The sequence below is a fragment of the Chlorobiota bacterium genome (assembly GCA_016710285.1).
In the GTDB taxonomy this organism is placed as follows: domain Bacteria; phylum Bacteroidota; class Ignavibacteria; order OLB7; family OLB7; genus OLB7.
Map to the genome: position 1 here is coordinate 1,034,992 of JADJXR010000001.1, position 24,188 is coordinate 1,059,179.

17 protein-coding genes are annotated in these 24,188 nt (G+C 57.7%); 8 read left to right on the plus strand and 9 right to left on the minus strand.

Annotated elements, in window-relative coordinates; genetic code table 11:
• Nucleotides 1–187: 187 nt before the first annotated feature.
• Nucleotides 188–3,592 (minus strand): choice-of-anchor D domain-containing protein, encoded by a 3,405-nt coding sequence (locus IPM61_03680; protein ID MBK8910407.1) that lies wholly within the window; start codon nt 3,590–3,592, stop codon nt 188–190.
• Between the two features lie 476 nt (nt 3,593–4,068).
• Between IPM61_03680 and tal the strand changes: the two genes are divergently transcribed.
• The 4 genes from tal to IPM61_03700 all read left to right on the plus strand — a co-directional run bounded on the left by tal (nt 4,069) and on the right by IPM61_03700 (nt 8,419).
• Nucleotides 4,069–5,154, plus strand: a complete 1,086-nt coding sequence (tal, locus tag IPM61_03685; GenBank protein ID MBK8910408.1) for a transaldolase — start codon at nt 4,069–4,071, stop codon at nt 5,152–5,154.
• A gap of 270 nt (nt 5,155–5,424) precedes the next feature.
• A complete protein-coding gene (locus tag IPM61_03690; protein ID MBK8910409.1) occupies nt 5,425–5,928 on the plus strand; it encodes an HNH endonuclease in 504 nt (167 codons plus the stop codon).
• 160 nt (nt 5,929–6,088) lie between these two features.
• Nucleotides 6,089–6,322, plus strand: coding sequence for a hypothetical protein (locus IPM61_03695; protein MBK8910410.1), 234 nt, complete (start codon nt 6,089–6,091; stop codon nt 6,320–6,322).
• Between the two features lie 117 nt (nt 6,323–6,439).
• On the plus strand, nt 6,440–8,419 hold the full coding sequence (locus tag IPM61_03700) for a dehydrogenase E1 component subunit alpha/beta (protein MBK8910411.1): 1,980 nt from the start codon (nt 6,440–6,442) through the stop codon (nt 8,417–8,419).
• A 56-nt stretch (nt 8,420–8,475) separates the two neighbouring features.
• Here IPM61_03700 and IPM61_03705 read toward each other — a convergent pair whose 3' ends face one another.
• From IPM61_03705 to smpB, 4 genes are all read right to left on the minus strand, one after another.
• On the minus strand, nt 8,476–9,636 hold the full coding sequence (locus tag IPM61_03705; GenBank protein MBK8910412.1) for a glycosyltransferase family 9 protein: 1,161 nt from the start codon (nt 9,634–9,636) through the stop codon (nt 8,476–8,478).
• Complete coding sequence (locus IPM61_03710) at nt 9,629–10,870, minus strand: tyrosine--tRNA ligase (GenBank protein ID MBK8910413.1); 1,242 nt, start codon at nt 10,868–10,870, stop codon at nt 9,629–9,631. The genes IPM61_03705 and IPM61_03710 overlap by 8 nt, the downstream gene beginning before the upstream one ends.
• 189 nt (nt 10,871–11,059) lie before the next feature.
• Nucleotides 11,060–12,187 (minus strand): Fic family protein, encoded by a 1,128-nt coding sequence (locus tag IPM61_03715; protein MBK8910414.1) that lies wholly within the window; start codon nt 12,185–12,187, stop codon nt 11,060–11,062.
• A 52-nt stretch (nt 12,188–12,239) separates the two neighbouring features.
• Complete coding sequence (smpB, locus tag IPM61_03720) at nt 12,240–12,698, minus strand: SsrA-binding protein SmpB (protein ID MBK8910415.1); 459 nt, start codon at nt 12,696–12,698, stop codon at nt 12,240–12,242.
• A 265-nt stretch (nt 12,699–12,963) separates the two neighbouring features.
• On the opposite strand from smpB, the gene IPM61_03725 reads away from it, so the two are divergent.
• Together IPM61_03725 and IPM61_03730 are read left to right on the plus strand one after the other, a co-directional pair.
• A complete protein-coding gene (locus IPM61_03725; GenBank protein MBK8910416.1) occupies nt 12,964–16,056 on the plus strand; it encodes a hypothetical protein in 3,093 nt (1,030 codons plus the stop codon).
• A 17-nt stretch (nt 16,057–16,073) separates the two neighbouring features.
• Entirely contained in the window at nt 16,074–18,080 is a 2,007-nt protein-coding gene (locus tag IPM61_03730) for an OmpA family protein (GenBank protein ID MBK8910417.1), read from the plus strand.
• Nucleotides 18,081–18,210: 130 nt separating this feature from the next.
• Here the strand turns inward: IPM61_03730 and IPM61_03735 are convergent, their stop codons facing one another.
• From IPM61_03735 to IPM61_03750, 4 genes are all read right to left on the minus strand, one after another.
• Nucleotides 18,211–19,044, minus strand: coding sequence for an outer membrane beta-barrel protein (locus IPM61_03735; GenBank protein ID MBK8910418.1), 834 nt, complete (start codon nt 19,042–19,044; stop codon nt 18,211–18,213).
• Nucleotides 19,045–19,100: 56 nt separating this feature from the next.
• Entirely contained in the window at nt 19,101–19,907 is an 807-nt protein-coding gene (locus tag IPM61_03740; GenBank protein ID MBK8910419.1) for a hypothetical protein, read from the minus strand.
• A gap of 302 nt (nt 19,908–20,209) precedes the next feature.
• Nucleotides 20,210–20,965, minus strand: coding sequence for a J domain-containing protein (locus IPM61_03745; protein ID MBK8910420.1), 756 nt, complete (start codon nt 20,963–20,965; stop codon nt 20,210–20,212).
• A gap of 84 nt (nt 20,966–21,049) precedes the next feature.
• Nucleotides 21,050–21,661 carry a glycosyltransferase family 9 protein gene (locus tag IPM61_03750; GenBank protein ID MBK8910421.1) on the minus strand — a complete coding sequence of 204 codons (612 nt, stop codon included), beginning with the start codon at nt 21,659–21,661 and terminating at the stop codon, nt 21,050–21,052.
• Between the two features lie 32 nt (nt 21,662–21,693).
• Here IPM61_03750 and IPM61_03755 point away from each other — a divergent pair, with 32 nt between their 5' ends.
• Both IPM61_03755 and IPM61_03760 read left to right on the plus strand, forming a co-directional pair.
• Nucleotides 21,694–23,595, plus strand: a complete 1,902-nt coding sequence (locus IPM61_03755; GenBank protein MBK8910422.1) for a LuxR family transcriptional regulator — start codon at nt 21,694–21,696, stop codon at nt 23,593–23,595.
• 130 nt (nt 23,596–23,725) lie between these two features.
• Entirely contained in the window at nt 23,726–24,076 is a 351-nt protein-coding gene (locus IPM61_03760) for a hypothetical protein (GenBank protein MBK8910423.1), read from the plus strand.
• Nucleotides 24,077–24,188 lie beyond the last annotated feature (112 nt).

Below are 24,188 nucleotides of genomic sequence, written 5' to 3' on the forward strand. Positions count from 1 at the left end.
TTTATTCAGAACGTAACCGTGAAGAACCCCGCCCCCAGCATCCCCCCCGTTCCAGAAGCAAGACCGTAGCTGGCAAAGCGGGCCACACCTTATATAGATTGAAGGTGTGGCCCATTTAGCATTGCTTCACGTTGGCAGCCTCCTTTGCCCTGTCTGCATCCCTTCCTTAGCTGCCCTTCCCCATCTTTTATCGCTGAATCGTCATTGTGCGGGCCAGCGTTTGGCCGTTGACCGTTAGGCGGTAGTGATACAACCCGCTGGCCAATCCGCGAACATCCACCGTGACCCGATGCACACCCGCTTCGCTGATGCCGCTTTGCAGCACGCTGATCTGCTTGCCATTGGCATCGTACAACGCCAATGCCACTTCACCGCTCTGGCGCAGTTCATACGCGATCTCCACACGGTCGTGGCCAGGGTTTGGCACGTTCTGCCACAGCTTCATCCCGTAGCTGAACTCCGCATCTTCCACCCCGCTTGTGCCTGCGTCCTGGCCGGTCACCGGTTCCAGCTTGGTGGCTGTGCCGCCAAGTGCCACCGTCTGCGCGCCGTTGGTGGCGTTGCTGGCAATGGTCAGCGTTGCGCTGCTGGTTCCCTTGTTCAGCGGGCGGTAGGTTACTTCTAGATATTCCGTCTGCCCGGGAGCCAGGGTGGTCCGTGGAATCCGGCCTAACGTGTAGTCGGTTGAGGTTGGGCCGCTGATGGTCGTGGTTCCCAGCTTCAGCGGGATTGTGCCGTTGTTCGTAATCATCACCGTTTGCCGCGCAATCTTCCCAACAGGAATCGTCACGTTGTCGAACAGCGAAGCAGGGCTAACCGTTAGCGTCCGTGTTCCGGCTTCGCCGCTCAAATTCAAGCGAACAACATCCCCTGTGCTCAGCGTTAGCTCCAGCGTTGCCGTCCGCGGCCCCGGCTGGCTGGCCGGTGCTGGCGTGTGAACAACCGAGAAATGCATTGCCGCGCCTGGCATCACCGCAAATGGAACGGAGGGCCACGGGTTGGCGGTGTTCATCGTGAACTCGACGGCATCCGGGCCGGTAATCTCCATCTTGGTGATATACACCAGCTCGCGCGTGGTGTTCTCCACCATTGCGCTGGCGGTTGATTGGTCAGCAACGGAGCCGCCAATTACCGCTGGCGGGAACACTGCGCCACGGGCTTCCAATCCTGCCGAGCCAACCCCCGTGACATCCCAGTAGTAGGCACCACGCTCGGTAAGCCCCGGAACAAGAATCGTCGAGTCGTTCGTTTGCATCCAGATCGCGACGCGGCGCGTTCCCGTGCGCGATGGCGTGAACATAAACTTCACTTGTGATGAATCCCCCGGTGCCAGCACCCACGTGTCGCTGTTCTGGTCCACCGTGACGTTGGCAAATGCCTCCAGAATCTTGAATTCGTTCTTGTCGCCACTGGTGATGTGGAATTTCTTCCGGTCAATCCGAAGGTCGCACGCGCCGGTGTTGTAGATGGTCACCGTCTTCTCCGACGAAGCTCCAATCATCGCCGATGGCATCGTGACCGGCTTCGGCAGGGTTGTGCCGTCGGCAATATCGGTTGGGCGGGAACCAAGCCCACGCCCGAACAGCTCCAGCACCAACAGTCCATCACGGGTAACTCCGTCTGGGTCAACCCCCGTGAAGTTTGCGGCGTTCGTGTTGATGAACATCCTCGTGAACCGCTTGCCCGGCAGTTGCGGAACAAAGGTCAGATAGAAGGTGCTGGTTCCGGCCTCTGGCGTCTCCAGCGGGTATTGCGGGAAGAAGTTCAACGGGCGCGGCGCAACGCCGGGGTCGGTGGTGATGAAGTAATCCACCGTGGAGATTGGGTTCCAGAATTGATCCCGTTCCAGCGGATACTTCGGCACCCCTTGCCCGTAGGTCGTGTCCATTTCATAAGCACCCATGACACTGAAGATGCGGAAGGTCCCTTCCCCCACGTTCTTGACGGTGATCGGAATCGTCACGGCGTACTCACCAGCGCAGAGGTAATCCTTCTTGAAGAACTCCGTGTTCGGGCCAATTTTGTCGGCACCAACGTAGAAGTCAGCACCGGCCGCACGCGAGAAGGCGTACAGCGTGTAGGTGCGGGTTCCGTCCTCGGTCGTCACCTGTATCGTTGCTGGCTGATAACCAACGCCCAACGGTGAGAAGCGAATAACCGGGGTATAGCTTTCCGTCCCATTTAAGGTCCTGGAGTAGCTGGTTACCAGCTGCAAGGTGTTGGGGTGGACAAGCCGATACTGCCCGGTTGGGTCGGTGATCGTCACGGTTGTGAGGAATCCCGAGTTGGTGTTGCTGTTGGTGTTCGCAACCGTGAACGGCGTGAAATCCTCGAAGAATAAGCGGTCAACCTTGATCCCTTTCATCAACGTGTCGCCACTTGCCATTGCCGCGGTCCCCCCCTCGGCAAGATCGCCGGTGTAGCCAACGCGGGTGGTTCCCTGGGCAACCAATGTGTAGCTGCGCGAGAACCCGTTGTTGTCCGTCACCACCAGCGTAGCGGTGCGGATGCCCAACGCACTTGGGGTAAAATTGATCGTTGGCGTTAAGGTTTGGCCACTGGCAATGGTCCCTGTTGATGGAGTGATGGAGTAATCAGCAGCGTTGGTCCCCGAAATCGTATAGGTGTACACCCGGCTTGCACACGCCGGATAATCACCCAGCCCAAGCGTAATGCTCAGTGGCTGAAAAGCTCCGCTGCTCCCCCGCTGGACCATAAGCCCCTTCAGCAAGCTATCGCCATTTGCCATTGCTGCCGTCCCCCCCTGCGCTATGTTGCCAGTAATAGCAATGTTCGGATCGCATGGCACGAAACGATAGATGGTATTTGCAGGAAGCAAGTGCTGCGGATTCGCACCAGCAAGCAGATTGATATTAGCAGGATCGCCCCCGATAGTTAGCGATAGTCCGGCACCCTGAGCCGTTGGGGGAACCCACCGGATGTTATTAGTTGTCCCGCTCTTTGTGGCTCCAATAGAAGCACTACGGGAAGTAACGGTGGGCATATTGATGTAAACGAAGTCAATCATATCCGTCCGCTCATACAAGCGTACTTGATATTCATACGGAACAACGGAAGTTCCGCTTGGATATGCCCCAACTCGCCACTGGACGGTGAGCACCCGGTTAGGGGCAGTGCCGGTCACAATGTAGGAGATTTTTGAGGTGGAGGTGCTGGAGGCATTGAGCGTCATGTGTTGGTCATCCCACCAAGCAGCAATAACAGGGTTGTTGGTTGTGCTCCCCAGATTATTGCTAAACGTGGAGTTGATACTCACCGTTCCGTTGTTGCCAAGCCCCATCATCCCATTCACCCCGGCTCTGAACTGGGTGTAGCTGGTTCCATCCAACTTGAAGGTGAACCCGATATCTATAACCTTTGAGTAGCCATCATCAATGTTCAACGATCCGCTACCATCCATGGTAAGGGTGGTGTCGGCTGTCATGTCGGTTGGGGCACCTGTTCCGACCTGGTAGTAGTAGTTGCTTGCAAACGTGCTTTTCGCCGTCTGCGTTCCCCCCGCAAAAAGTGCCATTACAGCAGCCAGCATCCAGCCGATGCGCCGCCATGGCCGTAGTAGTTTCCGTTGCATAACGTCTCCTGTTGTCATCCTTAGAAATGGTTTATGTGATGTTCTGGAGCTTTTGTTCGCTATGTATCTGTTGGAAGAAGAGTAGAATGGGGGGGAGGGAGAGAAAGGAGGAATCGGTGGCCACGCCTTCCGTTCCTCTGTGCCTACCGAATTGCTGGTGCTGCTGAAGTCATTATGGATATGAGAGGCCGCGGCTCCAAGCAGATGTTTTTTTTACAACAACCTTAATCCCCGGTGCTGCGGAGCTTTTGGCGGTGGCCCACCATCTGTACATGCGGGCCGCTTGGGATACCTGTTGCCAAATATAACACCGCAAGGTTAGCTGGCAAGCCTTTCTTGCCGGTTGTTTTTTGCGCCCGAGTTTCCGCCCCGGCCCGCATTGCCGCAGCACCGCACGGCAATTACCCGCCGTTGCAATCCCCCTGCAAGAAATCACCATATTTGCCCCACACAGTTATAAAGAAGAGCACACAACCATGAACCCACTTCAGCAGCTTCTTGAGCAGGGCCAGTCTATCTGGTATGATTTTATCAGCCGCCAGTTTATCGCCAACGGAACCATGCAGCAGCTGGTTGACCAGGGCGTGCGTGGCATGACCAGCAACCCCACCATCTTCGAAAAAGCAATCGCCGGCGGAAGCGATTATGATGAACAGATCCAGCAACTCAGCAACGCAGGGAACACAACCAGCGAGATTGCCCTGCAGCTGTTTATGACCGACGTCCGCCGCGCCTGCGACGTGATGCGCCCAATCTACGATGCCAGCAACGGAGCCGATGGCTTCATCTCCCTTGAAGTCAGCCCAACGCTGGCCAACGACACCGAAGGAACCATCACCGAGGCCGAACGGATTTGGCGCGAGGTGGACCGCCCCAACGTGATGATTAAAATCCCCGCCACCCCAGAAGGAATCCCGGCAGTCCGCCGCTGCATTGCCGCCGGGATCAACATCAACATCACCCTGATGTTCTCGCTGCAGCAGTACCGGGCCGTTGCCGAGGCGTACATTGGTGGATTGGAGGACCGTTTGGCGGCTGGCGGCGCGATTGCCGGGATTGCCTCGGTCGCCAGCGTCTTCGTCAGCCGGATTGATTCGCTGATTGATGGCTTGCTTGGCAAGATCGGAACCCCAGAAGCCACCGCGCTGCAAGGGAAAGCAGCGGTTGCCAACACAAAGCTCACTTACCAAATCTTCAAAACAATGTTCAGCGGGGAACGGTGGGAACGGCTTGCCCAGCACGGTGCGCAGCTGCAACGCCCGCTTTGGGCCAGCACCTCGGTGAAAAACCCTGCCTACCCGGACCTGCTGTACGTTGACACCTTGATTGGCCCATGGACGGTGAACACCGTTCCGCCGGAGACGTTGGTGGCAATCATGGACCATGCCACGGTCCAGCCAACCATTGAAACAGGAATCGAGGAGGCCGAAGCAACCTTGCGCCAGCTTACCGAAGTCGGGATTGATATGCCAAACGTGATGGATCAGCTGCTGAACGAAGGGGTGGAAAAATTCACCGCATCGTTCGGCTCGCTCTTTGCCAAGATCGAAGCAAAACGGTGAGCATTGGCGGCAAGGAACCAGAAAGAACTTTAGAGATAGAGAGAAGAACGCGGGGACACCCCTTCTTCTCTCTACTTTTTTTACTCCATCCCTCCTCTTCTCCCCATGATTATCAACATTTGTCGCCCCAACCCCTTGCATCATAGCGGATGATGGGCGAAATTCGGGGGAGTGAAGCGTCAATCCAGAAACCAACGCTTCAAGGAGGCACAATTCCCCAGGTTTGTTCCGATATCCGATGATGGTGTTGTCGCGCCTGTGTTGGCGACGCTGGGCAACAAGGTGCTGGTTCTGAACCAGAACTACGAGCCGCTCAGCGTCTGCAATGTCCAGAAAGCCGTGGTGCTGCTCTGGCTTGGCAAAGCCGAGTTGATTGCTGCCCGCCCCGACCGAAACCTGCGAACCATCCGTTCCCGCTATCCCTATCCCAGCGTTGTGCGGCTTAATGTGTACGTCCACATTCCGTTCAAAAAAGTGGAGCTAACGCGGAAGAACATCCTGCGCCGCGACCACTTCCGTTGCGCTTACTGCGCCCGCCCAACCCCTCCGCTGACCATTGACCATATCATGCCAAAGTCACGCGGGGGTGGCGATACATGGGAGAATTTGGTGTGCGCCTGCGTGCGGTGCAACAATCGCAAAGGGGACCGCACGCCGGACGAAGCGGGGATGCGCTTGCTGTTCCGTCCGTTCCGCCCAAACCACGTCACCTTTATCCAGAACGTGGTGGGAACGGTTGACAGGGAATGGGAGCCATACCTGTTTATGCGCTGACCAACACGACCAATCGCTACTGCCATTCCAATGGCGCATCGGCGGTAAGGCTTTTCCGCTTGCCGCTGGTTTTCTTTGCTCTTTTTGCTTCTTGCTATCCCTTCTTCATAGCTTTCTTCATCGTCTTCTTCTGCCTATCTAACCTTCCATCCAATCTGCTATGCCGCAACCTTCCCAGCAATCTCCATCCGGCACTTCCCCAATGTTTGCGCGTGCAAAACGCGCCGGATGCTGGGCCGTGGGAACCCTGCTGCTGGCCCTGTTCTTCCTTATCGGAACCCTGGTCTCGTTGCTGAACGGGGATCTGCTAACCACCATCCAAGGGGGAGCGTTGGGGGCGGTGGCAATCGGGCTTGCGATCTACTTGGCGCAGCGGCATCAGCGGAGCCGGTAGCCCCCCCGGAGGCCTATCCATCTTGCACCCTGCACCCTTCATAATTCCTAACGTGGTCCGATTTCCCGCTTCCCTATTTTCGCGGCGCACTATTCTCAATGGCAACCGATTAGGCTTATGAAGTTCGACCGCACCAACCATTCCGACGAATCCCTTCTGCACCTGTACGAAGCAATCTTGCTGCCACGCATGATTGAGGAGAAGATGCTGATCCTGCTGCGGCAAGGGCGCATCAGCAAATGGTTTTCGGGGATTGGGCAGGAGGCTATCTCCGTTGGAATGACCCAAGCAATCCGCCACGGCGATTACATCCTTCCGCTCCATCGCAATCTGGGCGTGTTCACCGGGCGGCAGATGCCCCTTGACCGCCTGTTCCGCCAGTGGCAGGGGAAGGCCGACGGCTACACCAAAGGGCGCGACCGCAGCTTCCACTTCGGAACGCCGGACCACCGCGTTATCGGGATGATCTCACACCTCGGCGCGATGCTTGGCGTGGCCGATGGGATCGCGCTTGCCAGCAATTTGGACCGCGAGGAGACGATTGCCGTGGTCTTCAGCGGCGACGGCGGCGCAAGCGAAGGGGATTTCCACGAGGCAATCAACGTTGCGGCGGTGTGGGAGCTTCCGGTGATCTTTCTTGTTGAGAACAACGGCTACGGGCTTAGCACGCCATCGCGCAACCAGTTCCGCTTCAAACAGTTCATTGATAAAGCCATTGGCTACGGAATCGAAGGGGTGCAGGTGGATGGGAATAACGTGCTGGAAGTCTATGATGCCGTTGCCGCCATTGCCGCAAAAATGCGCACCGACCGCAAGCCGGTGATCCTTGAGGGGCTTACCTTCCGAATGCGCGGCCACGAAGAAGCATCCGGCACCGCTTACGTCCCAAAGGAGCTGTTCGAGGAGTGGGAGCTGAAGGACCCGGTGAAGAACTACGAGGCGTTCCTCCTTTCCAGCGGATTGCTGACCGAGGAGCGGATCCGCGAAATCCGCAAGCGGCTGAAGGACCAGATCGAAGCTGGCGTTGATGCCATGCTTGACGCACCGGACCCGGTCCCGAACCCATCAACCGAACTGGCCGATGTCTATGCCCCGGGAAGCCCTGCGCCGGTTGATCCGGAGCGGAAAGTCTTCAGCGAAAAACGGCTGGTGGATGCCGTCAGCGACGCGCTTCGCCAGGGGATGGAGCGGGACCCAAAGCTGGTAATCATGGGCCAAGACATTGCCGAGTACGGCGGCGTGTTCAAGGTGACGGAAGGGTTTGTGGAGAAGTTCGGGGCCGAGCGTGTGCGGAACACTCCGCTCTGCGAGTCGGCAATTGTTGGGGCGGGGCTTGGGCTTTCCATTGGCGGAAGGGCCTCGGTGGTGGAGATGCAGTTCTCCGATTTCGTCACCTGCGGGTTCAATCAAATCGTCAACAATCTTGCCAAAACCCACTACCGCTGGGGGCAGCCGGTGAACGTCACCGTGCGGATGCCAACCGGCGCAGGCGTTGGCGCGGGGCCCTTCCACTCGCAAAGCACCGAGGCCTGGTTCACCCACGTTCCTGGCTTGAAAGTGGCGTACCCCGCCACCCCGTTCGATGCCAAAGGATTGCTGACCGCCGCCCTTGCCGAGCCAAACCCTGTGATGTTTTTTGAGCACAAACTGCTCTACCGAAGCATCAAAGGGATGGTTCCCGACGACTACTACACGCTGCCGTTTGGCCAAGCACGTGTGGCCCGCGTGGGGGCGCGGCTCACCCTTGTCACCTACGGATTGGGGGTCCACTGGGCAACCGCCCTGGCCGATGAACTTCCCGATGCGGACATTGAGGTGATTGACTTACGGACGCTGATCCCGTGGGATCAAGATGCCGTCTTTCAGTCGGTCCAGAAAACCGGGCGATGCTTGGTGCTGCATGAGGACACGTTGACCGGAGGGTTCGGCGGAGAGATTGCCGCAACGATTTCCGAAAAGATGTTCCACTGGCTGGACGCGCCGGTGGTGCGGGTCGGCTCGATGGACACCCCCGTCCCATTTAATCGCGGGCTGGAAGAGCAGTTCTTTGCCAAACACCAACTCCGCAACAAGGTGATGGAGGTTCTGGCGTATTAGCCTGGAGGTGAGAAGGGAGAGGCATTGAGCAGCGGCAGGTGCCACGGCGGTGATGGTTACTGCTGGACGGGCTGGTTCCTTTCCGCCACTTCCACAATCAACTCTTCTAAGCCTTCCAGCGCACGTTCCGTGGGGATGGTCCCAACCGGGAGTGAGTCCACGGAAACAACCACGCGGTACGGGACCCCAAACGGCCGCCATTCTGCCGCGGCCCGGCCACCAACGTACAGCCCCACCACCGGCGTTCCAACTGCCGAGGCCATGTGGATGATTCCGGTGTCGGGGGTGAAAGCCATCCAACTTTGTTTGATTACTGCGATCACCTCCATCACATCGTTGGTGCGGGGGTAGGCCGTAACCCGTTCATCCTGAAGCAGTTGCTGCAATTGGTCCGCGCTTTTGGTGTCGTTCGGGGTGGCCAGCAGCAGCAACCGTAGGGTGGGATAACGAACCAGAACCTCGCGCAGCAGCTCATGGAACCGCTCAATCGGCCAACGATTCCGTTCCCGTGCGGTTGAAAGATTCACCGCCAATATCTGCTCCCCCTGCAACCCAAGCTCGGCAAGCCGTTGCTGCGCCGCCAGCGCGGAAGCCTCAGGGATGGCAACGTACGGCTGGATTGCCTCAATCGAATCAGGGATGTTGAAGGTGTCGGCCACCAGCATCAACATCTTCTCCCACATGCTCCGTATCTGGGCCGCACGGTCCGACTGCACGTTGAAGTAGGCGTGGTAGCGTGGGTCGCGGTTCACGGTGGCTTTGATGGCGAACCTTCCCCCCATCAGGTTTGCCAGCATTCCGGTGTTGGTTCCTTTCCCAAAAATGCACGCCAGCACAACGTCGTACCGGCTTCTTCGCGCCGTGCGAATCGCCTTCACCATTGGCCAAAACCCGCGTGGCATCAGGATCACCGCATCAACGTTCGGGTCGTGCTCAATCAGCACGCGGTTGCTTGGCGAGGCCACCACGTGGATTTGGATCTGCGGGTTCAGTTGCTTCAGCAGCCGGAACATCGGCATGGTGGTAAGCATATCGCCAAGCACGTCGTGGCGAAGGAACAGGACCCGACGCACCGCGGCCGGGTCCAGCCGTTCCTGCAAAGGGCGGTTCCGCCAAACCCAGCGGCTTACGCTGCGCAGGAACGCACGGTTGGCGCGCTCCACTGGTTTCAGGAACGCGCCCACACGCTGCAATGCTTGCCCCACCACGCTAGGCATGTTCCCCGTTTCCAGCACTCCTCACCAACCGAACAAACCGCCGTTTCCCAACCTTCAGCACCGCTTCGCCGGCAACGTCGCAGGCGGCGTTCTGGTCGCCGATTTTATTTCCATCAATCGAGACCCCGCCCCCTTGAATCAGCCGTCGCGCCTCACCTTTTGAAGGGGCAAGCCCGGCAGCAACCATCACATCCACCACCGTCATGGAATCGGTGAGGGTGAACGACTCCATCTGCTCCGGCGCGGCCTTTTGGATGAAGATTCGGTCGAACTCCTCTTCGGCTTTTTGGGCAGTTTTTTCGCTGGTGTAGCGGGCAACAACCTGGCGTGCAAGCAGGCGTTTGGTGTCGCGCGGGTGAAGCGTGCCATCGGCAAGCCCTGCGCTGATTTCCTCCACTTGCTGGTTGCTGTAGAAGGCCGTGTATTTGAAGTAGGTTGCGATCAGCTCGTCGGGGATGGAAAGGATTTTCCCGTACATGTCGTTCGGGAAGTCGTTCAGGGCAATGTAGTTGTCGTAGGACTTCGACATTTTCTCCTTTCCATCGGTCCCCACCAGCAGCGCGCAGGTGATAATTGCCTGCGGCTCCACCCCGTAGGAGCGTTGAAGATCGCGCCCCACCAGAAGGTTGAATTTCTGGTCGGTCCCGCCAAGCTCAACGTCGGATTTAATCGCCACCGAGTCCATCGCCTGGGCTAATGGATAGAGGAACTCATGGAGGGAGATGGGGACTTCCTCGTTGAAGCGTTTGTGGAAATCCTCCCGTTCCAGCATCTGGCTAACGGTGTATTTGGCCGACAAGGCAATCACGTCGGCAAAGCTCATTCCGCCAAGCCATTCGGAGTTATAGACCATCTGCAAGCGTTTGCCGGAAAGGACTTTGGTGGCTTGGTCGAAGTAGGTTCGCCCGTTTTGGCGGGTTTCCTCAAGGGTTAGCGCGGGGCGTGTTTTGCTGCGTCCCGATGGGTCGCCAATCATGGCGGTGAAATCGCCGATAATCAGGATTGCTTGATGCCCCAGGTCCTGGAAGTCGCGCATTTTCTGCAGCACAACAACGTGGCCAAGATGGAGATCGGGACGGGAAGGGTCGCAGCCCAACTTCACCTTCAGCGGCTTGTTGGTGCTGATTGCCCGCTCAATCTTCGCGGCCAGCTCCTCCTCGGGGATAATCTCCTGAGCCCCCCTGCGGATCAGGTCCATCTGCTCGTTCAGCGGCGGGAATGGTGTATTTGACATGGTTTTGTGATGTGGTCTGGGAAAGCACAATGGTAGAGTCTTCTACGCCCCTATCTGGGCTACCATCTGGATAGATATGGCTCAGCCGCAGCAATGAACACCCGTTGGCCGGCTGCGGCTATGCCAGTTTTACATAGGGAATCTTATGTTAGAGATGAGCTAAGATAAGGAAAGGTCGTTTTTTTTATCTTAGAACAGGCGAATGTACTCCCGGAACGCATAAAGTCGGTATCGCATCCCGCCTGTCAGCTCTTCAAGTATCCCCAAGTCTTGGAATTTCCGGAGTAATCCCCCCACCGTAGGCTGCGATAGCTCTAGCTCTTGCTCGATGGCACTCGCCCGAATAACCGGGTAGCGGTACAGAACATGCAGCATACGTTGGGCATTGACCGACCTGGCTCCAAGTCCCATTATTTTTTGCTCAACTTCTGTGCGCAATTGCAAAATTTGCTGGAACGTATCCCGCGCCTTTGCGGCTGTCTCGGCTACTCCATTTAGGAAGAAGCGGATCCAGTGCTGAAGATCGTTTGCTGTGCGGGCACGCATTAGCGCGTCATAATAGTTTGTGCGATTGCGTTCAAAAAAATCTGACAAATAGAGGGACGGTTTTGCTAAGAAACCGTGGCTGATGAGATACAGCGTAATCAGCAACCGACCAATTCGGCCATTACCGTCCAGAAAAGGGTGGATGGTCTCGAACTGATAATGGCTAATAGCAATCCGAATAAGGTGCGGTACCGTGATCGCACTGTTATGCCAAAATGCCTCCAGATCGCTCATTAAATCGGGCAGATCGGTGTGATGCGGCGGAATAAAGACAGCATCGCTAATGTTTGACCCACCAATCCAATTCTGACTGGTACGAAATTCGCCTGGTTGCTTATGCTCGCCACGCACTCCACGCATCAGCGTAGTATGGGTTTGCCGAAGAAGGCGATTGGACAAGGGTAACGATACCAATGCGTCAACCGCATCGTTCATGGCATCTATGTAGTTATGAACCTCGCGCCAATCGCCACGACGGCTCGGTTCAATCTGCTCTTCGGGCAGCAAAACTTCATCAATCCCTGTTTGCGTTCCTTCAATCCGGCTGGAAGTTTGTGCTTCTTTTAGCACGTGCATCTTAAGGAAGAGGTCAACATCAGGAACGATTAAGGAGAACGCGTTAAGCTCCCCTAATGCTTTTGTTGCTTGTTCCAGCAGCACATTGATTGTGGGGTCATCCCAATTCCACGGCTGATTCACAAGCGTCGGCAAGAAGCTCTTGTATTGATATTGCTGCCGCCACGTCCCAGAAATAAAGTCTTCGACCTTCATAATTAGATTGCTGGCATAGATAGCTTGCCGATCAATAGCTTCCGATGGATCGTCATTCCTCCCCCCGCCGCAGATTCCGCTCCACCTCCCGTTTTTTGGTTGCTTCCCGCTTATCGTACAGCTTCTTCCCCCGCCCCACGCCAATCTCCACTTTCAGGTTGCTTCCTTTGAAATAGACCGATAACGGGATCAACGTCAGCCCTTTCTCGGCAGCGCGCTGGATCAGTTTCCGCAGCTCCTTGCGGTGCAGCAGCAGCTTGCGCGGACGCGTGGGGATGTGGTTGTTGATGTTCCCTTGCTCATACGGCTGGATGCTGCACCCCTCCAACCAAAGCTCCTCACTAATGGGCGTGGCGTAGCTTTCCTGAAGGGAGATATGCCCGGCACGAATGGACTTCACCTCGGTTCCGGTCAGCACAATTCCGGCCTCGATCCTGTCAAGGATTTCGTACTCGAACCGCGCCTTGCGGTTGGTGGCTATCGTCTTTATTGGAAGCTGTTCGCCGGCCATGTGTTCGTGCGTGTGTGATGCGTAATTGGGGCGCAAAGATAGGGAGGATTGGGGGGATAGTGGTGAATGAAGAATCGTAATCGGGAACCGAACCGCAGCCGTTCCCTTCCCAAAGTTTTTTTGCCCGACACCTCGTGCTGCCAAGAAATTGTTAGGAAAATTTTAGCTGTTGGCAGTAGGTTCAACGCCGAACACACGGTTGGCACGGCCACCGCAAGGTTTTCCGCAAGCAGAGACCATTAACCGGAAGCACTGTATGGGAACGATGTTCAGACGATCTGCCGCTTTTTTCCTTCTGATGCTGGCATGGGCACAGCTATCCACCGCCCAGAATCGCGAAACCAATATCTGGATGTTTGGGCAACGTGCCGGGATTGATTTCAACATCCCGCCAGCCACGCCAACCGCCCCGGTGGAGATCACCACCAACGGCTTGAATGCCAGCGAAGGAACCGCCGTTATTTGCAACCGCACAACCGGGCAACTGCTGTTTTACACCAATGGCATCCAAGTTTTTAACCGGAACAACGTGGCAATGCCCGGCGGATCGTTGGGGGGGCAACCCTCCAGCACGCAGCCCGCGCTGGCCGTTCCCGATCTTTCCAACGCCGACCGCTACTACGTGTTCACCACTCCGCAGGAAGCGGACCCAACCCGCAGCATCGAGGTCTCGGTGGTGAACATGACGTTGCAAGGGGGGCTGGGGGATTTGGAACCAGGGCAGATCCGCCAACCGCTTCCGGCAATCCCTGGAAGGCCCGCCGGGGACACCCTTTGCGAAAAAGTGACAGCAACGCAAGATGCCGCCGGAACCGGCTACTGGATTCTGTTCCATCAGTTCGGAACCAACGCTTTTTATGCTTATCACTTGACCGCTGCCGGGATTATCGGCGGGGTGACTTCCAATGTTGGAACCCCAATCCGGCAAAGCGGCGTCTACGCCCAGGACCGGTTCGATACCCGTGGTGAGATGAAGTTCTCCCCCGATGGCCAATGGATTGCCATGGCCAACGAAAATTTTGTGGCCGAGCTGTTCCGCTTCAATAAAACAACCGGCGCGGTGACGTTTGTGGCGCGGCTGGACAGCAACCAACAGCACTACGGCGTGAGCTTCTCGCCGAACAGCCGGCGGCTGTACATCAACACCGGATGGATAGCCGGGGGGGTGAATATCCAGCAATACAACCTTGACAACCCCGACCCCGCCGCAATTCTTGGCTCGCGCACAACGATTGGGGCTTCCGCTAACCCGCTTGGGGCAATGCAGATTGGCCCCGACGGACGCATCTACGTTGTGCGCGTTTCGCAGCCACAGCTTGGCGTAATTACTTGCCCCGATGAGTTGGGCCTGGCCAGCAACTACGTTGATAATGGCTTTGTGCTGACTGGAACAAGGGCGAATTTTTTTGGACTGCCGAACATCGTGCTGGAGGCCGTGGCCGAGCCAGATTACGCCAGCCCAGACCGCCGCATCTGCCGCGGGGCAACGGCGCAGCTTGGCTCGCCAGCGCGCCCGGGCTACACCTACCAATGGACCCCGGCCACAGGCCTTGATCGTGCCGACACCTCCGCGCCAACCTTCAGCGGAACCGCCACAACCCAGTATATCGTTGCCGTCACCAGCCCTTTCTCCCCCTGCACGGTGCGGCTGGATACGGTGGTGGTGACGGTGGTTCCCCCGCCCGACATCACCATGCCACGCGACACCGCCATTTGCGCCGGAGACCAATTCCAACTGGCCGCTTCCAGCGTTGCGGGGACGCAGTTTTCATGGAGCCCAGCAACCGGGCTAAGCAATCCCAACATCCGCAATCCAATCGCCAACCCAACGGCAACAACCACCTACACCCTAACCGTCAGGAACGGCGACCAATGCGCCGATAGCGGGACCGTCACCGTCACCGTGCGGCAAGTTCCGGCATCGGCCGCCGGCCCCGACACCAACGTCTGCGCCGATGGGACGGTTCAGCTTGGGGTTGCTCCGGTGGCCGGAGTAACCTACCGATGGACCCCACCAGTGGGGCTAAGCGACACAGCCGCCGCGCAGCCGTTCCTCACGTTGACAACGCCCGGAAGTGCCACCTACACCGTGACGGCAACCAACGCCGAGGGGTGCTCAACTATTGACCAAGTCACCATTCGGGTGGATGCCCGCCCGGTGGCCAACGCAGGCCAGGACGACACCATCTGCGCCGGGGATGCAATCCAAATCGGCACGCAACGGGCGGTGGGGATCACCTACCAATGGACGCCCGCAACCCGGCTAAGCAGCGATACCGTCGCCAACCCAATCGCCACGCCAACAACAACAACAACCTACCAACTGATTGTCCGCAATGGTTTGGGCTGCACCGATACTGCCAGCGTGACAATCGTGGTGAACCCCAGGCCCACGGCAACCATCATCGCTGCCGATGACACCATTTGCGCCGGGGCAAGCACGCAGCTTCAGGTTGCGGCCGGGGCGCGCTACCGCTGGTCCCCCAGTGCGGGGCTTAGCAGCGATACCGTCGCCAACCCGGTGGCAAGCCCGGTGGCAACCACCACCTACCAAGTGGTGGCCACCAGCAACGCCGGATGCAGCGACACCGCACAGATTACCATCAACGTGGTTCGCCCGTCGCTTTCGCTGGCACTCCCCGACACGGTTGCGGATCCGCACGATCGCAACTTCCACATTCCGGTGCGGATTGATGCGGCAAATGGCTTCAGCACCGGCTGCCTTCCCGACACCATCACCCTGCGCATTTCGGTGAATGCCAACTGCTTCCGCGCAACCGGATTCACAACCCCGGCCGGAAGCGGAACCACTGCGATGCTGGATCCCGGCCCCGCGCCCGGGGTTGGGCCAAAACGGCGAACCCTGACAATCACCATCATCGGCGCGCCAACGCTGCAAAGCGGGGCAACGCTTGGTGAGATTGTGGGGGCGGTGCTTCTGGGAGACTCCGTGACGACGGCCTTGAATTTTGAAGGAGCAACCTTCGGGCGCCTGCTTCCAACACTCTCCACACGCAACGGGAGCCTGACGATTGACCCGCTTTGCCTTGTGGGGGGTCCGCGCCAGCTGGCAAACGCCGGAGGATTTGGCATCGCCAAAATCACCCCGAACCCAACCCACGGCGGCGCGGTTGTTGACGTGCTGACAGCCGAACGCGGCGAAACAACTCTTGCAGTGTTCGATGCCGCCGGCACGCAGGTCTATGCCGTGCGGTGGCAGGCCATCTCGGCAGCCGAACGCCCGGGCGGGGACTTCCGCAGCATCCCCCTTCCCGCCACACTTTCGGCGGGGATTTACCGCGTTGTGCTTACCACACCGTCGCGCCAAGCAACGGAATCACTCATCATCCTGAAGTAACAAGGAGGGATCAAGCAATGAAGTGGATTCAAACAACACGTGGGGCGTGCGCGGCGTTGGTGGTGGCGGCAATCTGCGGCGGAACGTTCCATGCCGCAGCCCAACAAGCCCCCCCAACCCCAGCCCAGCAGGTTCGCGATTGGAAGACCGACGCGTTCGGAATCTATGGCGGCATAGTAGGCCACGAGTCAAGCGGGGATGCCTTCAACTTCCTTACCTGCAGCACGCTTGGCTCCGATGGCGATTCGCAAGGTTGGACGGCGGGCCTCCTTTATCAGGTTCCACTCTCGCAATCGTTCGCGGCGATGCTTCGGCTGGGGTACGTCACCATGGGGGATGAGAAGCAAGAGACCGAGAACATCGGCAACGCCGTGGAGAACAACAGCACGGTGGATGCCATCAGCCAGCACTCGTTCGACTTCACGATTGGGGCAATCAGCCTTGAACCGCAGCTGATGATCCGGCCATTTCCAATTCCGCTGAATATCCATTTGGGGGCGCAGTTCGGTTTCATCATCCAGCGGGGTGCCAACTACACCGAGCGGTTGATTGCCCCGGCGGGCGCGGTCTTCACCAACGGAACCACCGAACGGAACAGCCAAGCAGGGGGGATTCGTAACGCTTCGCCAGCAATCAGTGCGATTCCTGGGCTTAGCTACGACATCCCCATTGCCCGCTCGCTGGTGCTGGCCCCGGAAGCAGCGTACCACATTGACTTTGTGAACTCGCCAACCCTGGACCCCGATCAATCCGTCACATTTCGGGTTGGGCTGGCGTTGAAATATGGGCCGGGAAATATCATCGAAACCCCTGCTTCCAAGCCAAGCACTTCCCCCATTGAAGCCGCCGTGCAAGCAACCGGGCTGTTCAACGACGGAAGCGAAAAGCCGGTGGTGCAGGTGCGTGTTGAGGAAAGCTTAGGGTCCCAACTCCGCCCGCTGCTGAACTACGTTTTCTTCGACGAAAACTCGGATGAAATTCCGGAACGCTACGCCATGATTGAAGAGTCCGACGCACGCGCCTTCAGCGTGGAAAGCCTGCACTACCTTGACGTGTTGCAGACCTATCACCAGCTGCTCAACATCGTCGGCAGGCGGATGCTGCAGAACCCAACCGCAACGCTCCGGATTGTTGGAAGGAACTCCGACGAAGGGGAGGAAAAAGCGAACACCACGCTGTCGCGCAATCGTGCGCTTGCCGTGCGCGAGTACCTGTACAACGTTTGGGGGATCGAGATGGCGCGAATGCCGGTTGAAGCCGGGAACCTTCCCGACAAACCAAGCAACGTTGCCGAACCCGATGGCATTGTGGAGAACCGCCGCGTGGAGCTTTACAGCGATAACCCTGCGATTCTGGAACCGGTGTTCACCAGCGATACAATTCGCACGGCGAACCCTCCGGTGGTGCGTTTCCGCGCCAGCGCGCAGCCAGCAACCGGGGTGGCCCGCTGGCGGATGACGGCATCGCAAGCGGGGCGCACGTTGAAGGAGTTCAGCGGGGAAGGTCCATTGCCGGCGCAGCTTGATTGGCGCATTGATGAGGACCAAAGCCGCACCCCCAAAGTTCCGTCTCCGATTGATTACCAGTTAGAGGTTGAGGATTCCGATGGGAACATCGCCACAACGCCGCTGGCCTCGATCCCCACCGATTTGGTAACTATCCAACGGAAGCGGCGCGAACGGATTGCCGACAAAGAAATCGGCCGCTACAGCCTGATTTTATTTGACTTTGGGAAGGCCGAAATTGGCGAAGCGAACCGGAGAATTTTGGAGTTCGTGAAAGGGCGCGTGACGCTGAACTCCACCGTAACAATCACCGGCCACACCGACCGCGTTGGCGACCCGGCAACCAACAAGAAACTCTCGCAAGATCGTGCAGCGGCGGTGGCATCGGCACTTACCGGAACCAAGCCCACCACGCAAGGGCTTGGCGAAAGCCAGCTGCTGTTCAGCAACGATCTTCCCGAGGGCCGTTTCTACTGCCGCATCGTTGACATCGTGGTGGAAACGCCAATCGCGGAATAAACGCGTGACTGGAGTGGCCACCCCGGTTGAGTCGGGGTGGTTTCAGTTTCAACACCGAGAAGAGGAGCAAAAAAACTGAGGCCCGATGGAGCAGATACTCCATCGGGCCTTCGTGATTCTTTGCGCGGCGTTATGGTTTCCACCAAACTCCAATTCCCAACTGGAGCGCGTTCAACGCCCGGTCGGTGAAATTCATGTTGAGCAGGCCCAGGGTGTTGCGCCGGAAATCATCAACGCCGCCAATGCCGTCGGGGGCCAGGGGGTCCAGCATGAACTGGAAACGGAGTGCCGGGGTCAGCCACAAATTCTCGCCAATGGTGAACCGCATCCCCACGCCAGCCTCCAGCCCCAACCGTGATTCGTTGAACGAGGTCTCGTCGGTCGCCTCGGTCTCGATGCTCTTCTGTCCATTTGCGGTGAAGACGCAGGTCCCGGGTGAGGTGATCTCCAACCCCGTCGAGATGTTCGCACTTTTGGACCAGCGATGAAGCACCGGGCCAGCGGTGATAAACAGATCATTGGCGACATCGAACCGAAGGAAGAGGCCGCTGGTGAAATAGAGGGTCGAGACGGTTTGGTCAACATCCATTGCCACGGTGTCGAACGGGTTTTGCAGGTTGTCGGGGCAATCGGCAATCCCGCTTCCATCCATTGCGAAGCGTTTGTAGTCAAGCCCCACCTTCCCTTGCAAGCCAATTTTATCGGTCAGCGGGACCTCGGCCATCAGCGAACCAAAAAAGCCGAGGCCATTCCCCGACTCCAACGCTCGGTTTGGGGAAGTACGATTATCAATTGGGGAAAGGGCGATGTCCTGGGAGAAGAGGGAGAAGTTGGGGCCGACCTCGATCCCCAACAAGTAGGCGGAGGCCTTCGATGGATAGGGATAGAGCACGTCTTCTTGTGCCTGGAGCGGAAGCACCACGGCGGCAAGCATCAGCAATGAAAGGCTGTAGCGGAATATCATAATGGCTGTGTGATTGCGTGTGAAATGTGATTGTTCGTTGGCGCGGCTTCGGTGCTTTAGCGTAGCGGTTGGTCGTTGCCGGCCCAGATATATCCGTTGGCCATTCGTTGGCCGGCTTGCATCGGCGGGGCAACCCCTGCGTGGCTGCTTCCTTCGGTGGGAGCCATCACACCCGCCGGAACATCCCCCGATTGCGTGCGCGGTGGCGGGGTGTCAAAAATAACCTCTCCCGCTCCGCTTAGGGGGATGTCGTTCAGGTCAAAATCCACACCGAACTCAACATCCAAAAACAGGAGCGGATTGTAGGCCGTCTCGGGGCGATACACCCGGATGTTCGTGTTCGGAACCAGCAAATAGTAGCCGATATACCGGGCCTGTGTGCCGCCGGGGACCACAACGTCCGTGCGGTTCTCAACCGTTGTTTCCATGTTGACCCCCACCTGCATTGGGGCGGTGGAGTTGTTGGTGATAAACGGAGCAAAGAAAAGGATGGTAGATGCCCCGGATCCAACAACTGCGTCAATGGAGTAGAGCGCGGTGTCGCCATCGTTCAGCCCTAAATCGGTGAAGATTCCCCCCATTGAGTCCCCCAACGTTTTTCCATTCTCCACCGGCTGCACAAGCTGCCAATCCACTTCGACCGACTTATCCAACCAGCCACGTTGGATAAACACCGTGGTGTCGGCAGGCACAACGCCGACGGCTACTCCGTTGATTTTTACCACCACCGGAGCCAGCAGGATATTCTCGATAGCGATAACGTTCCCCTTAATGGCAGCCGGCGCGGTTGCGTCTTGGCAGGAAGCAAGCAGCAACGCTGCAATCGGCAGCATGGCCGCAAGAAGGTAGCGGATCGGTTTCATACGTGTGATGTTCCCCTGAATAATGAGTGTTGGCAAAAACGCCCATGGCCGAACGATTCGGACGGTGCGCACCAGTATCGGATGCGCCTTTCAATTCGATTGAGACACTGCCAGCCAAGCTGATAGCCCGATGGAAACTTACCATTTCCCGATTGGCGCAACAACTATCGTGCAGAATTGCTTGAAAATCACTACGGAAAAACTACGGAGGCGGGAAGCTGGCCGGTTGGAGTTATCCGTTGCAGCCAAGTGGCCACCGGCAAATGGGGCACGTGCGCCCCGCCAGTGGCCGCGGCCCCGCGTCACCACTTCAGCCCAAGCGATGCAGCAAACTGGCGTGTTGCTTCTTGCTGCTCCTCGGTAAGATTTTTTGGCATTGCAAGATGGACGCGGATGTACAGGTCGCCAAGCTCTTTCAGCTCGGCATATCCCATGCTGGGGACCCGAAGCTGGCGTTCGGGATCAATGCCTGGCGGGATTTTCACCGTCACCCGTTTCCCCAATGGAGTTCGCACCCGAATGCGGCTTCCCAGCAGTGCCTGCGCCAGGTTGATCGTTACTTCAACATAGGCATCGTTCCCTTTCCGCTTGAAGAACGGATCGTCGGTTGGTTGCGGTTCGTCGCTCTCCTCCTCCTTCTTTTTTCCGCCAAACAGATTGCCGAAGATGTCATCGAAGTTGAAGGAGGTGTTGGCTTTTTGGCCGCGCCCTTGCTGGTTTTTGCCGCCAAATTTCCGCATGAACTCCTCGTAGCTCATGTCGTCGCTGGTGGTGGTGGTTCCGGCATCGCCAAAACCGAAGCCGCCGCGCCCGCCGCCAAACCGCGATCCCATTGCCCCCAACTTCCGCAGCTGGTCGTACTTGCTTCGCTTCTCCTTGTCGCCCAACGTCTCGTAGGCTTCGCTGGCCTGCTTGAATTTCTCTTCGGCCTCCTTGTTGCCCGGGTTGCGGTCGGGGTGATGCTTCTTGGCAATCTCACGATACGCCTTCTTGATCTCCTCTTCGGTTGCCGTCTCGGCCACGCCTAAAATCTGATAGTAATCTTTCTGTTGCGCCATATCGGGAATCGGGAATCGGTTGTCTGTTGTTGGGAATCAATTGTTGAATGCCGGGGAGCCGTCGGCCAGCAAATGTAGCGGAGATTACCGATCCCTCGGCACTATCTCCTTCACAGTTTCCATCACCTTCTGCACGCTGATTCGTTCCAGGCAGTGCCGGTCGCCACGGGCGCAGGTGGGGTTCATGCAGGCCCCGCACGGCAGATCCTCGCTACCAAACCAGCGGGCGTGCGCGCCGCAAGGACGGCTCCATGCCGAGCGGGTTGCGCCAAAGAGTGCAACAGTTGGAATGCCGTTGGTCCAAGCAAGGTGCATCAGCCCGCCGTCGTCGCTTACCATCAGCTGAAGTTGGCGGACGATGGCCAGGGCTTCGGCAATGTTGGTGCGGCCAATCAGGTTGATTGCATCGCCGCCAAGCGCCGCCGCAATGGCCCCGCCGCCGGCGCGTACGTGGTGGGTTCCCATCACCACAATCTGCGCTCCGAACCGCTCAACAAGCAATCGGCCAAGCGCAATGTATTGCTCGGTCGGCCATTGTTTTGTTGGCCACCCTCCGGCGGGATTCAGGCAAACCAGCGGGCGGGGAAGCTGGTGGCCAGCGGCCCGAAGCAGCGCGTTCGCACGTTGGGCAAGCCCATCCCGTATCGGGAAATTAAAGCGGGGAACAGCACGCAGCCCCCGGGAGCTTCTGCCCAATCACCCCTTCGGTTTGGAAGGGAGGGGGGAATGTGTACGAGAAGGACACGCTGGCCTGCACCGCTAACGTTAATGGATCTGTTTTTTTTACGGATGCGAATCTAACCATTCCCCCACCCTTCTTCCGCATCCGCAGGCTCCCCCGTATCTTTGCCGCCATGATGGAGCCGGAGCCAAGATTAACCCAAACGGAGATTCAGAAATTGCTGGAGCAGGCGACCGAGCTTCGCTACTCCGACAGCGAATCCGCACGCCGATTGGCCGCCACCGCACTGATAGATGCCACGGCAATTGGCGACCAGAAAAGCATTGCACGTGCCGAGCGCGAGCTGGGGATTGCCCACTTCCTGCATGGCGAATTCCCCCAGGCCTTGCGCCGCTACCACAATGCGTTGCAGCTGCAAGAATCCCTGGGCAGCCAAAGCGGGGTTGCCGTGCTGCTGAACGACATCGGTGCGGTGCGAACGGAGATTGGGGATTACCACGGGGCAATGGAATATTTTCTACGCTCGTTGGAGCTTCGCCGCCAGCACAATGCCGACCCACTGGCCGAAGCATCGGTGCTGATGAGCTTGGGCAATGTCCACAATGAGCTTGATAATCCTGCCGAGGCGCTCCGTTGCTTCAGCGAGGCACTTGCCACCGGGCAAAGCCTTGGCAACGAGCGGCTGATTGCTATTGCCAGCAGCAACATCGGGTTGGCGTATCAATATCTTGGCTCCTTCAAACCGGCGTTGGAGTATCACACCATCAGTTTGGAGTTATCCCGCAAAACCAACAACCACCAAGCGGAGGGGAACGCGATTCATAACATTGGTTTTTGCTTTTACCATCTTCAGCAGTACGCCCAGGCTGCCAAGCACCTTACCCAAAGCCTGCAGCTGCACCGCGCCATGGGGAATGCCCAAAGCCAGGCAAGGGATTTGTACCTGCTTGGAGCAATCCATCAGGCACAAGGGGATTTTGCAAAGGCCGCGCAGCACTACCGGCAGGGGATTGAGATTGCCGAGAAGATTGGCACAAACCGCAACCTGTGCGACTTGCACCGATCACTTTCCGAACTGCTACAACAACGCCGCAGATATGCCGAAGCGTTGTGGCATCACCAGGAATACCACCGAATTTTCACCACGGTATTTAGCGAAGAAAGCCAGCGGAGCTTAAGCCAGCTAACGTTGCAGCAACAACTGGAACACCAGCGGCACGAGGCCGAAATGCTACGGCTGAAGAATGAGCAGTTAGAGATGATGATGCGCCACCGCGAATCGGAACTTTCGGGAATGGCATTGCAGCTGGTGCAGAAAAATGAACTAATCATGTGGTTCAAGCAGGAGGTGCGGACAATCCTGCAGCAGACACGGGCCAACGTGCGGGGGCTGGGGGAAACATTGCTGGGCGAGATTGACCGCCGCACCCACGACGAACGGCAATGGGAGATGTTCGAGCGGAAGCTGGCCGAAACGCAGCACGATTTTACGCGGAGCCTTGCCCGCCGTTTCCCATCGCTGACACCAACCGAGCTTCGCGTTTGCTCGCTGCTGAAAATCAATCTTTCCAGCAAAGAAGTTGCCAGCATCCTGAACGTTACCGAGGAAGCAATCGCCGCGCACCGCAACCACATCCGCAAAAAACTTGGGGTTGCCGAAACCGAAGACCTGCCCCTGGTCCTGCAAAAATTCGACCAGCAGGAGGCCCAACAATCGGCACAGATTGGCGATCCCGAAACCGCCAAACGGCTTGCCGAGCTTCACCCAATGCTTACCACAATGGAGGTAAAGGTCTGCGTTTTGCTGCGGCAAAATCTTTCCACAAAGGAGATTGCGGACCTGCTGCACTGCTCCGAACGAACCATTGAAAACCACCGCTACCGCATCCGCCGCAAACTTGGGCTTGGGGCCGATGTGAACCTGACCACGGTATTGGCAGCCATCTAAGCCACGCAAACCTCACCTCAATCTCACTCCCCGCCCGCCGCTCTCTCTGAGTACAATTCTCCCCCCAATTGAGTACCGCCACCGGCTTGCTACTCCCCTATGTTTGTTGCCGTAAGAAGAACGCACGGCAATGCAACCACAGGATAACGATCTGACCCGGCTGGCACAGCAACTTCTGCATCATGCCGAGGAACGCACCAAGCTGCGCCGCTACGTCATGGATGCCGTGCTGCAGGCCGCGCAACGCATCAACCAGATTGAGGAAGAAGCCAACAACAACCTTGCACAGCTGAACCAAAGCGAACCCGCCGTCACCCAGTTGCAGCAATCGCTGATGGAGTTGCACCGCGAGTTCCTGGAGACCTTGCGCGCCGTTGCCCCCGAAATGGACGAACAAGAATTGCGCCTTCAGCTTATGCGAAGCATTGGCCTAAGCGACCAGCAAATCGCACTGCTGACCGGAAAGGTGGGAAGTGGATAAGCCACGGCCTTTCCCCAAATAGCCGAACATCAATCACTGACCGAGAACCAATAAAAAAACCTTTGCAACCAAAGGGAGGGAATTGCCATGTCTTTCGCAAACCAACGTCCAA